The sequence below is a fragment of the Runella limosa DSM 17973 genome (assembly GCF_000482465.1).
Classification (GTDB): Bacteria; Bacteroidota; Bacteroidia; order Cytophagales; family Spirosomataceae; genus Runella; species Runella limosa.
On record NZ_AXVJ01000071.1, the window covers coordinates 1 to 14,908 of the forward strand.

16 protein-coding genes and 1 pseudogene are annotated in these 14,908 nt (G+C 42.0%); all 17 read left to right on the forward strand.

The annotated features are described in order from the left end of the window. Nucleotides 1-383 (forward strand): annotated as a pseudogene (locus K339_RS0108850) (exo-alpha-sialidase); the annotation flags it as partial. A 31-nt stretch (nt 384-414) separates the two neighbouring features. Further along, entirely contained in the window at nt 415-1,725 is a 1,311-nt protein-coding gene (locus K339_RS38005) for an efflux RND transporter permease subunit (protein WP_028523284.1), read from the forward strand. Next, the gene (locus K339_RS38010; RefSeq protein WP_028523285.1) at nt 1,712-3,664 is read left to right on the forward strand and encodes an efflux RND transporter permease subunit; all 1,953 of its coding nucleotides are present in this window, start codon (nt 1,712-1,714) and stop codon (nt 3,662-3,664) included. The genes K339_RS38005 and K339_RS38010 overlap by 14 nt, the downstream gene beginning before the upstream one ends. Before the next feature lie 10 nt (nt 3,665-3,674). Next, nucleotides 3,675-4,943: a TolC family protein gene (locus tag K339_RS0108865; protein ID WP_037299783.1), complete on the forward strand. Its 1,269-nt coding sequence runs from the start codon at nt 3,675-3,677 to the stop codon at nt 4,941-4,943. Next, nucleotides 4,918-6,531, forward strand: coding sequence for a heavy metal-binding domain-containing protein (locus K339_RS33060; protein WP_051397895.1), 1,614 nt, complete (start codon nt 4,918-4,920; stop codon nt 6,529-6,531). The genes K339_RS0108865 and K339_RS33060 overlap by 26 nt, the downstream gene beginning before the upstream one ends. Beyond that, entirely contained in the window at nt 6,528-7,736 is a 1,209-nt protein-coding gene (locus K339_RS0108875; RefSeq protein WP_028523287.1) for an efflux RND transporter periplasmic adaptor subunit, read from the forward strand. Before K339_RS33060 ends, K339_RS0108875 begins: the two co-directional genes overlap by 4 nt. 162 nt (nt 7,737-7,898) lie before the next feature. Continuing rightward, complete coding sequence (locus K339_RS0108880) at nt 7,899-8,366, forward strand: hypothetical protein (protein WP_028523288.1); 468 nt, start codon at nt 7,899-7,901, stop codon at nt 8,364-8,366. Between the two features lie 77 nt (nt 8,367-8,443). Continuing rightward, nucleotides 8,444-9,010, forward strand: a complete 567-nt coding sequence (locus K339_RS0108885; RefSeq protein ID WP_028523289.1) for a DUF3347 domain-containing protein — start codon at nt 8,444-8,446, stop codon at nt 9,008-9,010. Between the two features lie 8 nt (nt 9,011-9,018). Continuing rightward, the gene (locus tag K339_RS0108890) at nt 9,019-9,465 is read left to right on the forward strand and encodes a heme-binding domain-containing protein (protein ID WP_028523290.1); all 447 of its coding nucleotides are present in this window, start codon (nt 9,019-9,021) and stop codon (nt 9,463-9,465) included. Beyond that, a complete protein-coding gene (locus K339_RS33065; protein WP_051397896.1) occupies nt 9,462-10,334 on the forward strand; it encodes a DUF2911 domain-containing protein in 873 nt (290 codons plus the stop codon). Before K339_RS0108890 ends, K339_RS33065 begins: the two co-directional genes overlap by 4 nt. Before the next feature lie 14 nt (nt 10,335-10,348). After that, complete coding sequence (locus K339_RS0108900; RefSeq protein WP_028523291.1) at nt 10,349-10,996, forward strand: class I SAM-dependent methyltransferase; 648 nt, start codon at nt 10,349-10,351, stop codon at nt 10,994-10,996. After that, nucleotides 10,993-11,598 (forward strand): mercuric transport protein MerTP, encoded by a 606-nt coding sequence (gene merTP, locus K339_RS0108905; RefSeq protein ID WP_028523292.1) that lies wholly within the window; start codon nt 10,993-10,995, stop codon nt 11,596-11,598. The genes K339_RS0108900 and merTP overlap by 4 nt, the downstream gene beginning before the upstream one ends. Beyond that, the gene (locus K339_RS37860) at nt 11,595-11,804 is read left to right on the forward strand and encodes a GDCCVxC domain-containing (seleno)protein (protein WP_084332152.1); all 210 of its coding nucleotides are present in this window, start codon (nt 11,595-11,597) and stop codon (nt 11,802-11,804) included. Before merTP ends, K339_RS37860 begins: the two co-directional genes overlap by 4 nt. Continuing rightward, nucleotides 11,804-13,054 (forward strand): type II restriction enzyme NmeDI-related protein, encoded by a 1,251-nt coding sequence (locus K339_RS0108910; protein ID WP_028523293.1) that lies wholly within the window; start codon nt 11,804-11,806, stop codon nt 13,052-13,054. The genes K339_RS37860 and K339_RS0108910 overlap by 1 nt, the downstream gene beginning before the upstream one ends. A gap of 50 nt (nt 13,055-13,104) precedes the next feature. Further along, complete coding sequence (locus K339_RS0108915) at nt 13,105-13,578, forward strand: DUF3347 domain-containing protein (RefSeq protein ID WP_013931251.1); 474 nt, start codon at nt 13,105-13,107, stop codon at nt 13,576-13,578. A gap of 87 nt (nt 13,579-13,665) precedes the next feature. Continuing rightward, nucleotides 13,666-14,118 (forward strand): nuclear transport factor 2 family protein, encoded by a 453-nt coding sequence (locus tag K339_RS0108920; RefSeq protein WP_028523295.1) that lies wholly within the window; start codon nt 13,666-13,668, stop codon nt 14,116-14,118. Between the two features lie 120 nt (nt 14,119-14,238). Beyond that, nucleotides 14,239-14,904 (forward strand): hypothetical protein, encoded by a 666-nt coding sequence (locus K339_RS0108925; RefSeq protein WP_028523296.1) that lies wholly within the window; start codon nt 14,239-14,241, stop codon nt 14,902-14,904. The last annotated feature ends 4 nt before the right edge of the window (nt 14,905-14,908 follow it).

Genomic DNA, 14,908 nt, shown 5'->3' on the forward strand with positions numbered 1-14,908 from the left:
CCTTTCAACCCGCCGTAAAAATGGGAAATGGAACATGGAAACTGAACGCTTGCCCAATGGACGGTGGAGGTATCAGCCTAAATGAAAGGGGTATATTAACCTCGGTATGGCGGCGAGAAAATCAGTTGTTCACTGCAAAGCTGGGCGAACCCGAGCAAGTCCTTGCACAAGGTCGCAATGCTTCCATTGCGACCAGTAACCAAAACACGTTTATCGCATGGCAAAATCAAGGTCAAATTTGGATCAGTCAGGCTGGGCAGAAAGAACCGACGAGTTTGGGTATTGGCAGATTTCCGAAAGTGACCATGCTCAATGAGCAACAGGCTTTCTGCGTATGGGAAGATAATGGCATCATCAAAGGAATGCTTTTGACTGGAAAATAGAAGCTAAAACGGAAAAATTTAATAAAATAGTATGGTAGAAAAACTCATTCATTTTGCTCTGCACAACAAATTGATTGTGATGGTATTGGCGTTGGGCTTGTTCGCTTGGGGCGTGTATTCTGTCCGAACCAACCCGATTGATGCTATCCCTGACCTTTCCGAAAACCAAGTCATTGTCTTTACCGAGTGGATGGGCCGTAGTCCGCAACTCATTGAAGACCAAATTACTTATCCATTAGTTTCCAACTTACAAGGAATACCCAATATCAAAAATGTGCGGGGTACTTCTATGTTCGGGATGAGTTTTGTGTATGTCATTTTTGAAGACAACGTGGATATTTATTGGGCAAGAACTCGGGTTTTGGAAAGGCTCAATTATGCCCAGCGACTGCTTCCACAGGGTATTACTCCTACGTTGGGGCCAGATGGCACGGGTGTTGGACACATTTTTTGGTATCACCTCGAAGCCCCAGGCATGGACTTAGGTGAGCAACGAGCCTTACAGGATTGGTATGTCAAATTTGCCTTACAAACCGTGAAAGGAGTAAGTGAAGTGGCTTCTTTCGGCGGCTTTGGCAAACAGTACCAAATCAACATTGACCCCTACAAACTCAATTATTTCAACGTGCCACTGATGGATGTTCTCAATTCCATCCGTAAGAATAATAATGATGTAGGCGGTCGAAAATTTGAAATGTCAGACATGGCCTACATCGTGCGGGGATTGGGTTATATTAAAAATGTTAAAGACATCGAAGATATACCTGTGGACAATTATGGCTCCGTGCCGGTACGGGTACGGGACATCGCTACGGTACAAATGGGTGGCGATTTACGTCTGGGTATTTTTGACAAAGATGGGGAGGGGGAAGTCGTAGGAGGTATTGTTGTAATGCGTTATGGTGAAAATGCCGATGCCGTCATCAAACGGGTAAAAACCAAGATGCAGGAAGTAGAAAAGGGGCTGCCTCCCAACGTAAAATTCAAGGTTTCTTATGACCGCAGCGAACTGATTGAAGCTTCGATTTCTTCCATTACCAATACATTGATTGAGGAGATGATTACTGTTTCGGTAGTGGTTATGCTCTTTTTGTTTCACTGGCGAAGTGCCATTAGTATTATCATTCAAATCCCCATTACGATAGCCACAGGTTTTATTTTACTCAATGCCTTCAATGTGTCCTCCAACATTATGTCGTTGACGGGCATTGCTTTGGCCATTGGTGTAATTGTAGATAATGGGATTGTCATGGCAGAAAATGCCTATCGAAATTTAGCCATTCGGCAACGTGAAAAAGAAATGGAATACCTAAAAAATCAATCAACGAATGAGCCTGTTTAAGAAGTTATTTAGTAGAAAGCCCAACCCCATGCGGGAAGCTACCAAATTGACCGAAGAAGAGCGGTTTGAAATCATTGAGCGCTCATCCAAGCAGGTGTCAAGAGGCATTTTCTATTCTACTATTATCATTATCGCCTCTTTTTTGCCTGTTTTTATGCTTTCAGGGCAAGAAGGCAAGTTGTTTCATCCATTGGCTTATACCAAAACATTTATCATGCTGGTAGATGCTTTTCTGGCAATTATTCTTGCTCCTGTGTTGATTTTTATCTTTATGAGAGGTCGTTTCAAAGATGATAATGCCAACCCACTTACTCGGTTTTTAGAGCGTATTTATGAACCTATTATTCGGATTTGCCTCAAATGGAGGAAGACAACAATTGGTGTCAATATTATTGCATTGGCCATCAGTGTGCCCTTGGTGATGAGTCTGGGTACAGAATTTATGCCTCCGCTCGATGAGGGTTCGTTGCTTTTCATGCCTGTAACCCTTCCAGATGTCTCCAATTCAGAAGTAAAACGATTGTTGCAGGTTCAGGACAAGCTAATTAAAACCGTACCCGAAGTTACGCACGTATTGGGCAAAGCTGGCAGGGCAAACACCGCTACCGACAATTCGCCCATCAGTATGTTGGAAACCATCATCCTGCTCAAACCCAAATCAGAATGGCGGAAGGGCATGAACAAAGATGACATTATTAATGACATCAATGCCAAGCTGCAAATTCCTGGCGTAACCAATGGCTGGACACAACCCATCATCAACCGTATCAATATGCTCTCTACGGGTATTCGTACCGATGTAGGTTTAAAAGTATATGGGCAAAATTTAGATACAATTGCTTCGGTTGCCCAACGGCTCAAAAAAGAATTAGTGGGTATTGATGGTATCAAAGACCTGTACGTTGAACCTATCACGGGGGGGAAATACATTGATGTGGTTGTGAAAAAAGAAGAAATCGGACGCTATGGATTAAGTGTAGATGACGTAAATATGATTGTAGAAAGTGCCTTGGGTGGAATGATTTTGACTACTACCATAGAAGGCCGCCAACGCTTTACTGTTAATGCTCGCTTTGCCCAAGATTTCCGAAACAACATACAAGCATTGAAACGAATGCAGGTGCAAACGGCAGGCTACGGCCCGATTCCCTTAGACGCCGTTGCTAATGTGAAGATTTCGGAAGGGCCACCGATGATTAACTCCGAAAATGCTTTACTCCGAGGAACCGTATTATTCAATGTGCGGGAACGAGATTTGGGAAGCACCGTAGAAGAAGCCCGTCAGAAATTAGATGCTGCCGTTAAGAAGCTCCCTGCGGGTTATTTTATCGAATGGAGTGGGCAATACGAAAACCTTATTCGGGGGGAACGTACCCTTAAAATGATTCTGCCCATCGTTGTCATCATCATTTTTGCCTCGCTCTACTTCGCTTTTAAATCCGTTCGAGAGGCATTTTTAAGCCTTATTACCGTGCCTTTTGCCTTGATTGGTGGTGCGTACATGATTTATTTCTATGGCGTTCACCTCTCGGTAGCGGTAGCCGTTGGATTTATTGCTCTGTTTGGATTAGCGGTCGAAACGGGGATCGTCATGGTGATTTACTTGAACGATGCCATGCAGCAACTCGTGGCTTTGAAAGGAAATTCACGAGAAACAATCACCCAAAAAGACTTAGAAGAATACGTGGTTATGGGGGCAGCCAAACGCCTTCGTCCCAAACTAATGACAGTCTGCGTTTCACTTTTTGGTTTAGTACCTGTGTTATGGTCAACGGGCGTAGGCAGTGATGTTATGCAACCCATTGTATTGCCAATGATTGGAGGCGTTTTCACTTCCTCTACGCATATTCTCTTGGTTACACCGCTTATTTTCCTGATGGCAAAAGAATATGAATTACGAAAGCTGGGAAAAATAGACATTCTCGAAGCCAATCATTAACCGAAAAACAATGAACAAGCTATTGATTTTGTGGCTGTTATTGATTTCAATATCGCCCATATTGGCACAAAAAAATATTTCGCTGGAAAATATTCTTCATCGAATTGAGGAAACTCACCCCGATTTGAAAATGATGGATGCCAAAGTAAAAGAACTGGATGCTTACGCCGAAGGCGCTCGAAACTGGGAAGCGCCCAAATTTGGAGCGGGATTCTTTATGACTCCGTACAACTATATGATGTGGAGTCGAGCAGGTGCATTATACCACGAAGGCATGAATCAGGGTATGGGGTCATTTATGGTTCAGGGAGAACAGATGATACCCAATCGTAAAATGCTGGATGCCGAAGAACGCTACATGAAATCCATGTCGGGTATGGAAGTCGCTCAAAAAGGCGTAATGCGAAATATGCTTTTCGCCGAAGCTAAAATGGCCTATTACCGTTGGTTAGTATTAGAAAAAAAGAAAAATGTGTTGAAAGAAAGTCAAAATCTACTCAGATACATGATTGAGTCGGCAGAGGTTCGCTACAAATACAATCAGGAAAAATTAAGCAGTATTTATAAAGCCAAAGCCGCACTTTTGGATTTAGATCGCATGAACCTAATGTTCGACGGTGACATTCGTCAGCAAAAAGTAATGCTCAACACGCTCATGCTACAAGACCGAGCCGCTGACTTTCAGATTGATACACTTTCGTTAGCCTATTTGTACCCAAATACGCCGTTAAATTTGGATACCACCGCTGTAATAAACCGCAGTGATTTAAAAGTGATTGACCAAAGCCTGACCATTTCCCGCTACAAACAGGAGGTAGAATTTCAGAAGCTCAAACCCATGTTCGGTGTACAGTACGGCCACATGTTCGCTTTTGGCAACCAATGGCAATTTACGCTCATGGGTATGGTCACGATTCCTTTTGCCAAATGGTCAAGCCGACAAATTAAAGCCAATATTAAAGGGCTTGATTATCAACGACAAGCTTACAATAAACAACGTGAAGGTTTGACTAATCAGATTTTGGGGAATTTGGCTGATCGTCAGGTAATGATGCAGTCGTATCAAACTCAAATCAAGCAATACGAAAACGAGCAGTTCCCTGCCCTTCGGAAACGCTATCAAAGCACCTTGTTGGCTTATGAACAGAATACCGACGAATTGTTCATGGTACTTGATGCGTGGATGGAGCTCAAAATGGCTCGTATGAACCAGTTAGATTTATTACAACAACTACTGCAAGCACAGGTAGAATATGAAAAAGAATTGGAAAAAAGATAACCGCCTCGTTTGGCTGATTTTTGTCTTATTCCTTGGTTTATCAGGTTGCCAGTATATCAACCAATATTTCCAAAAAGGCGAAGACAAACCAAAAGATGTGTATGCCTGCCCCATGAAATGCGAAGGCAACAAAACCTACGACAAACCAGGATCCTGCCCTGTTTGCGGTATGGATTTGGTAAAAGTGCCTAACCACCAAACCCACGGCGATACAGCAACGGTTATGATGGGGCAAATGAAAAAAGCAGGCAAGCAATATTACTGTACCATGAAATGTGAGGGCGAGAAAACCTACGATAAACCGGGTTCCTGTCCCGTGTGTGGTATGGATTTAGTCGAAAAAAAAGAAGCTGTCTCGGCTGAAAAAGCCGTTTATACTTGCCCTATGCACCCTCAAATTCAGAAAGACAAAGCAGGTTCTTGCCCGATTTGTGGGATGGACTTAGTAAAAAAAGGAGGTGTTATCGAGAGTGAAGCCCTTTCACCCAATGACAGTTTAGCGATTCTGGTGAAGCCTACTTATGAGTATGTGCTGAGTGGCGTAAAAACCACCCAACCTGAACAACGCTCCCAAAAACTGGTCGTCAATGCCTTCGGTTTTTTGAGTTATGATGCACAGGCTCTAAACAGTATTGCCACCCGCTTTGGTGGTCGAATAGAGCGACTGTACGTGCGATATCCATTCCAAGCGGTGAGCAAGGGCCAGAAAATCATGGACATTTACAGTCCCGAAATTGTAACAGCACAACAAAACTTAATTTTTCTTTTACAAAACGACGCTGATAATCAGGTTTTAATAGAAAGTGCCAGACAACGATTATCGCTGTTGGGCTTGACTTCTGAGCAAATAAAGGCTGTTGAGCAAAGCAAAAAACCAACGATGCAATTGAGCATTTACAGCCCGTATAATGGTGTGATTGTCGAGCGTGGTGTTGGAGGGTCTGCCCCAATGCCTTCACCTTCGGGTGGAAGCGGCAGTATGAGCAGCGGGATGGGCAGTTCAAAAACCGGTTCGTCAATTGCGCCGCCACCTGTCGCTCAAAACGGTGAATTGACCCTCAAAGAAGGAATGTATGTGCAAAAAGGACAACGTTTATTCGATGTGCAAAGCACGGGTACGGTCTGGGCAATGCTTGAATTTTACCCAACTGATGTACCCAAAGTAAAAGTAGGGCAGTCGGTGATGATTATGTTGGAAAACAACGAAGAAACCCAACTTTTCGGCAAAGTAAACTACCTCGAACCCATGATTTCGGCCAACAATCGCAACCCACAGGCAAGGGTATATCTGAGCAATCCAAATGGCAAATTGAAAATTGGTTCATTGGTCAAAGCATCTATCAATGCCGGCAGTCAGGAAGCTTTGTGGGTGCCGACGACCGCCTTACTTGATATGGGCAGAACCAAAACCGCATTTGTGCAGGAAAAGGGAGCGTTCCGTTCCCGTACAGTCAAAACGGGACTACAACAAGGGGGCTGGATTCAGGTACTATCTGGCCTTTCGAGTCAAGAAACGATTGCTGAAAACGCACAATTCCTTATGGACAGCGAAAGTTTTGTAAAATCTAACGAACTATCAATGCGATGAAAAGACGAGCATTTATCAATACCGCAGGTTTAATGGGGCTAACGGTACTTTGGGAATCTTGTAAGCCCAAAAGCACTGAAAAAGTAGCAGATAATGTATTTTATACCTGCTCAATGGACCCACAGGTGATGGAAAAAAAGCCTGGTACCTGCCCGATTTGCAAGATGGCTTTGACCAAAATTGTCATTGACCCCAACATGAAAAATCAGGGGTTAAAACTAAGCGACCAGCAAAAACAACTGGCAAACGTACAGGTAGAAACGGTAGCCCTGCGGCCACTCGGTGAAGAAATTACGCTGGCGGCCATGCTCACCGAAAACAAAGACAAACTCTCAACCGTCACGGCTCGGATACCCGGACGCATTGAAAGGCTGTTGGTACGCAACATAGGCGAATTTGTACGAGTGGGACAGCCCATTTATGAGATATACAGCGAAGAGCTCTCGGCTTCGCAACGGGATTTCCTGATTGCTTCGCAAAAACAGAAAGTGCTGAAAGATACAGATATCAACTTCAAACAATTAGTTGAAGCTGCCAAGAATAAATTGATGCTCTGGGGAATGACCGATGCCCAAATTGCTGAATTAGAGAAGGCAGAACAACCCAACAACAAGCTGACCGTCAATAGTCAATACGCAGGTGTAGTGAGTGAAGTTCTTGCCGAAGAGGGTTCATACCTTAGCGAAGGCAGTACTGTCTTGAAGCTCTCTGACCTCAGTACACTTTGGGCAGAGGCACAATTGTACGTAACAGAATTGCCATTTCTCAATCAAACAAAGGAAGCTCTTGTAGAGATTCCGTACTATGCTGACCGCATCATTAAGGGGCGGGTTAATTTTGTCAATCCTGAGTTGATGCCTTCGAGTAAAATCGTCACAATTCGGGTGGACATTCCAAATGGCAAACGGGAGTATCAGACAGGAATGCAAGCCTACATCACCCTGAAAGGCAAGGTAAAAAATACCATAGCTGTACCCACTAATGCTCTTATTCAGGACACCAACGGCGTTACGGTCTGGTTAGAAAACGCTGACGGTGCTTTTGAAAGCCGCATGGTGAGCATCGGCACGACCAACAAAGACTATACGGAAATCACCGATGGCTTGCGAGCAGGTGAAAAAGTTGTGGTGTCGGGAGCGTATTTGCTCAACAGCGAATACATTTTTAAAAAAGGCAGTAATCCGATGGAGGGGCATATCATGTAAGGCCATGAAAGAATGTTGTCAAACAAGAAATGAGCCACTTCAAAAGTGGAAAAAGTATCTCAAATGGATGATTATTATCATTTTAGGAGGGCTGGTTCTATTCGTAACTTTCCAGAAGTGAACCAATTTTAAAATTTTAATTAACAATCAATTTCAATCAAAATGAAAACAAACCAATTATTCCGAATCGGGGCTTTTATCGCCCTATTATCTATTGTATCAACATTTGCCTTTGCCCAATCTGATTACAAACATCCTTTTAGCATCGGCAAAGATGGTAAGGTGGTGGACAGCAAAGGCACCAGTGTGGGTTTGGTAACCAAAGACCAAATCATCAAAGACCATGACGGCCACAAAATTGCTTTTGTGGATGGTGAAGGTAATTTGATAGATGCAAAGACCAACAAAAAAATGGGCAGAATGGGAAAGGATGGAAAAAGCTATTACAATGCCAAGGGAGAGTTAGAATTTACCATCAAGGATAATCCCGACGAAACTTGCGACATTGTAGATGCCAAGGGAAAAGTAATTGGAAACGTACACGATAGCTTAAAAGGTGTTGCCTGTGCGCTCCACTGTTTTCAAAATGGTATGGGTAAGAAAGCCGATGGCAGCCACATGAAACACTAATTTTTTTGTATTCAACTGACTTCAACCCGCCATCCTAAAATACACTTCTATTTTAGGATGGCACAAAACCTACAAAAATGAAAACCCTAATCGCACTCTCCTTAATCAGTGTGGCTTTATTATCCTCTTGCAACAACCAAACGAAAGAACAAAAAGAAGTTGCTAATGAAACTATTGCAGCGACCACACCCGAAACCACAACAGATGAAAAAGCATCTGTACAAAAAATCGTTGCTGGCTATTTGGATTTAAAAAATGCGCTGGCAAACGACAATGCGATTGATGCAGAATCAGCCGCAAATGCAATGATGACCACGATAAGCGGTTTAGATGAATCGGGATTTACGGCTAATCAAAAGAAAGTATATGATGCCGTAAAAGAAGATGCCAAAGAGAACGTCGAACACATTGCTGAAAATGCCAAAGATATAGACCACCAACGAGAACATTTTGAGATGTTAAGTGGGGATATATACGATTTGGTGAAAGCATTCGGAAGCGAAAAGCCACTCTATAAGGACTTTTGCCCCATGTACAATAACAAAAACGGGGCGTTTTGGTTAAGCGAAACCAAAGAAATTAAAAATCCTTACATGGGTAAAGAGATGTCGTCTTGTGGGAAAGTGCAAGAAGAAATAAAGTAGCCATACACGTGAAGACTTCTAAGAAAATAGTAGTATGGCTATTTATCATTTTGGTAGGAATACAGTTCATACGACCTGACTCCAATAATGATAATCATGTTATGGCTACCGATTTTATTAAAACCCACGAAGTGCCAACTCAAATAGGTAATATTCTTAGAAGAGCTTGCTACGATTGCCACAGCAACAACACCGAATATCCGTGGTATTCATCCATCCAACCGCTGGGTTGGCTATTAAATAAGCACATCAAAGAGGGTAAAAAGAAATTGAATTTCAGTGAATTTGGGACTTACTCAGAAAGAAAACAAATCAGTAAGTTGAAGTCAATGAAGAACCAAATAGAGCAAAACAAAATGCCTCTGCCATTTTATAGTATGGTTCATAAAAAATCCCTACTTACCTCAGAAGAAAAAAATCTAATCATCACTTATATAAACAACTTGGCCCAATGAAAAAACCACTTATTCTCGCACTTTTAGCAGCAAGCCTTTCGGCAAATGCCCAATTAAACTTTCCCCCAGCCAGCCCCGAAGCACATTTTACACAACAAGTGGGGTTTGCTCGAATTACAGTTAAATACGAACGTCCCTTGGCTCGTGGACGCAAAATCATGGGCGGTTTAGTCCCCTATAATGGTGAACTCTGGCGAACAGGTGCAGGCGATTGTTCAACCATTAAATTTAGTGAAGACATTACCATTGGTGGCCAAAAAGTACCCGCAGGAAACTATTCGCTTTTCTCAATCCCCGCTGCGGATGAATGGACGATTGTGCTGAATCGTGATACGACCATGCACGGTACAGGTGGGTACAACCAAGCAAAAGACTTGGTACGATTCAAGGCCAAACCTGAAACGACGAATCGTTTTTATGAAGCCTTTACCATTGAAGTTCAAGACATCGCTAAAAACAACGCCAATCTGTATTTGACTTGGGAAAATACCTCGGTGAAAATTCCGATTCAAACGACTGCCGATGAAAAAATCATGGCCGACATCAAGAAGAAAATTGTAGATGAAAAAGGTACTCGTCCCATGCTGTTGTTTCAAGCTGCTAATTATTACTACGAAAACGACAAAGACATAAACCAAGCTTTGGCGTGGATTCAGCAAACCACGGCGCAAGAAGCCAAAGCTAATTTTTTGATGACCCAAGCCCGAATCCAGATGAAAGCTGGCAAACACAGCGAAGCGATAGAATCAGCAAAAAAATCGGCAGAAGTAGCTCGGGCTGATAAAAACGAAACTGCTGCCAAAATCGCAGAGGCGTTTATTGCTGACATGAACAAAATGCACGGTGGAGCAATGGAGCATAAGCACTAAAAACGAGCGCATCTATGAGCGATACCTCTTACATCCCTGCCCTACGATTCAACTGGTTGACAAAAGTATATGACCCGTTGATTCAATGGACAATGCCCGAAAAGCAATTCAAACAAGACCTCATCAAAGAAGCGGGTATCGAAACCGAATTCCACATCCTTGACTTTGGGTGTGGAACGGCCACGCTTTCTATGATGACTAAATCGAAATACCCTTCGGCATTTATCACGGGTGTGGATGTAGATGCAGAAGTACTGGCAATTGCCCAGCATAAATTACGAGATTTTCCACACCCTATTCGCCTTGACCAATATGACGGCATGAAACTGCCTTATCCCGATGAGACATTTGACCGAGTGATTTCGAGTTTAGTATTTCATCACCTCACTCCCATTCAGAAAGCCAATGCCTTCAAAGAAATCAAGAGGGTTTTGAAGTTTGATGGCGAGTTGTATATAGCAGATTGGGGAAAAGCCGAAAATAGCCTAATGAGGGCGTTATTTTACGGTGTACAATTGTTAGACGGTTTTAAAACTACCCGTGGCAATGTGTCGGGTCTGATGCCATCCTACCTGCTTGGAGCGGTTTTTTTAAGTGCCAAGGTGTTAAAAAAATACCGAACTGTATTTGGAACATTGGAACTATTTAGAGCTAAAAAATGAAAACACTACTTTCTCTCTCAAATTTAAGCCTGCTTACGGCTTTGTCATCCTCTCTTTGTTGCATCATGCCAATACTGGCAATTTTTGCAGGTACGAGTGGAATAGTTTCAACTTTTTCTTGGGTTGAACCAGCAAGACCCTTTTTTATAGGTGCAACCTTATTGATTCTCGGCTTTGCTTGGTATCAAAAACTCACTCCCCAAAAACGAGCTTCTTGCGATTGTGAACACGATAGCAAAAAACCTTTTTGGGATTCTAAATCATTTTTGGGTATAATAACTGTGCTATCTTTTTTGCTTTTAGCATTTCCCAGCTATTCACATCTTCTTTTTCAAAACAATAAAAATCAGGCGGTTGTAAGCGAAAAGAATAAGATAAAAAAGGTTGAGTTTACCATTTCAGGAATGACGTGTGCAGGATGCGAGCAACACATCAAAACTGAACTTCAAAAACTTAGAAGTGTAGTTGCGTCAGAAGTGTCTTATACAAATGGCCGTGCAATGATACAGTTCGACGCTAAACAAGCAACTGTCAGCCAAATTACACAAAATATCCAAGCAGCAGGTTACAAAGTAGTCAAACATAAAATTATAATAAAATGACAGCGATCATTTTGCAATCTGAAATTACCTGCCCAAACTGTGGTCATAAAAAAACAGAAACCATGCCCACAGATGCTTGCCAATTCTTTTACGAATGTGAGCAGTGTAAAACGGTTTTGAGGCCAAAACATGGTGATTGCTGCGTGTATTGCAGTTATGGAGATACGCCCTGTCCGCCTATTCAACAAAACAAAACTTGTTGTTGATGAACACCAACCTGAGCCATATCATCAGTCAATACAAGTCCGACCAAGAATCGGTGTATAACACCTGGTTTATCAACAACGAAGAGCGTCTAAAAGCCTTTCGTTCCATTCGGCGGGGGGTACAGCAAATCGTGGCCGACATCAAACAGGGCAAGTTTCCTAACGATTTCAGAGGGTCATCACTCGAATTTGTATTGAACTGTATTACCGAACAAAAACAGGTTTTTGAGGGAGCTTCTCACCCGTTTTATTGGAAGCCCAAGCTCAGAATACCAGACATTTACGAAAACCAAGACCACAAAAAAGCCTTTGGGCAGTTTCTGGAAAACTGCCTCAACGCCACCAAAGAAGAACAGCTGCTTCGAGAAATCATTCGCTTGGATGAACTCAAAATCAAAGGCTTGGGGCCTTCTGTGGCCAATATCCTGTATTTCCTTCATCCCACGCTGATTCCACCGTTCAATACGGCTATTTTGAACGGCTTCAATTACTTGTTTAAAGACAAGAAAAAATTGGGCTCGTGGGCAGAGTTCTTGAAAATGCGAGAAGTCATATTCAAAACTAACCAAGAACACCGCAATGAACTTTCGTCTGACTTAGGAGCTTTGGCTGGATTGCTTTTTGAGATTGGTACACAAAAAATGATATTAGGCAATGACGAATACCTCTCTGCCGAAGAACGGCAGAAGCTGGAAAAACTCATTGAAAAACGCCACCGTGAAGTCCAAGCCGAGCGTCAGGACGATAACCTGCATACCGAAATGCAGTATCATCTATTGAAAATCGGTCAAGCACTGGGTTACGACGCTTTTCCTGCCACGAATGACCAATCAAGAAGCTACGACGGACACAAGTTTTCGTTTTTATGCCAAGCTACTTTCCCGTCTATTAAGTGTGATTCCGAAACCCGAAACACCATCCGACTAATTGACGTGCTTTGGTTCGAGAAAGGCACAGACAATGTACTGGCAGCTTTCGAGGTAGAAAAAAGCACCTCTATTTATTCTGGGATTCTACGTCTGAGTGATTTGTCATATAGCATAGCTGACGGTGACGAAACGTTCTATTTAGTCGTACCAGACCATCGAGAAAAAGACGTTTGCTTGCAATTGGCCCGTCCATCGGTCAAAAGCAACAACGTTTCTATCAAATACATTTTGTTTTCTGAACTTAGAAAAAACTGCGATGCCCTTTGTCGGTTTGGTGATAGTCACCACATCATGGAAAAAATCGCAAAAACTGTATGTTAACTATTTCACTTTCAATCAATTATTTTTTTACAATCAAACAATTCAAAACAATGAAAAAAACAATCGTTTTCGCATTTGCTCTTTTGATTTCGGGCGTAACTTTTGCTCAACATGAAGGACACAATATGGCAGCAATGGGTGTTACTCCCGTACTGACGGCTTATTTTAAAGTCAAGAATGCTCTGGTAGCCTCTGATGCCAAAGCCGCTGCTTCCGAAGCCAAAGTACTATCGGCTGCTTTGAAGAAAGCGGGAAAGATAGTAGGGGCTGATGCACAAAAATCTGCTGATGCCATTGCCAAAGCGTCAAGCATTGATACCCAACGGGGACTATTAGGCCCCCTCACAGCAGCTGTCTATGCTGCTGCCAAAACTACCAAATCTGACAGTCCTGTTTACTATGATTTTTGCCCCATGGCAAACGACAACAAAGGCGGCTATTGGTTGAGTGAGAAAAAAGAAATCGCCAATCCGTACTTTGGCGATGCGATGCTCAAATGCGGCAAAGTTAAAGAAACGCTTTAATGAAATGTGCCTTAAATACAGCAGAAGCCACCCGTACCAGAAGTGGCTTCTGCTATTGAAATATTAATCGTTCATCCCCCTTTCAACATGAAAAAAATACTACTCTCTCTTGCTGTTTCGTTAGCTTGTATGACCTCAAATGCCCAAATTACCGAAGTTGAGGCAGTAAAATCGGTATTGAATTCCTACAAAAAGTCTTTGGAAAGTTTAGATACAACCGGTATTCCGAAGCTTTTTATAAAAAATGCAAGGGTGTTTGAACAGGCAAAAGATGAAGAATCAATTCAAAATTATCTGACCCATCATTTAGGACCCGAATTGCAGGTATTTAAAACCTTTACTTTCAGCGACTATAACGTAGATGTAACGGTGTGTAACCTCAGGGCATTCGCTACTGAAACCTACCTCTATACAATTGTTTTGGCAAAAGGCAGTAGCGTGATAAAAAGTCAGGGCGTAGCCACTTCAATCCTCATAAAAACGTCTGATGGATGGAAAATTGAATTGACCCATTCATCATTTAGGAAACTCAAACAATAGCATCACGTCTAAATCAATTTTTGAAATGCAAAAAGAAATTGTTTTTGTCATCTCAATGAATCTGCTCGGTGCCCGTAGTTCTTTTGTTGTGTATCTTTTTGATTGCAAAACATACTGATTATGACAACGCAACACGTATTTTATATCCCTACTGTATTTCTATTGGGATTTGTATTCGGCATTATTTTTAGCGAAAATAAGCTGTTAAGAAGTAACAATAATTCTGACGGTTCATCCCCTGACAGGATGTCTAAGAATAAGCTGCTTTATACATTTTTAATTTTTATTCTTGTTTTTATCATTACCCATTTATTTGAAATTCCTTGGGGTTCTAAGCAAGTAAGCAGCCTCTTAAATGGGCAAGAAATATTTGATAAGAAACCATTATTTTCAAGTGATGAAGTTTATACTAAAATAGGAACATTCTCCGAAGAAGGGTTAAAAGTATATCAGCGATTTACTTACACAGTTGATATAGTATTTCCTGTCTCATTTTTTGTATTTCTATTAACCTTCGCACAGTTTGTAGCTTATCGAATAAAAAAATCAAAACTAATAAATCGAATCATTACTGGCCTCCCTACTCTTTGGCTAATAACCGATCTCCTTGAAAACCTCATCATCTACATTATATTGTCAAATTACCCAACTCGCTATGACTTTCTCGGGAGAATCATCGGTGTAGTTTCTGTTACTAAATTTACACTCCTTTTTTATTCAATAATAACCCCAGTGATTTTTTGGGTAATGTCAAAAAGAAGTACAAGCAATCTACATATTAACTAATGTT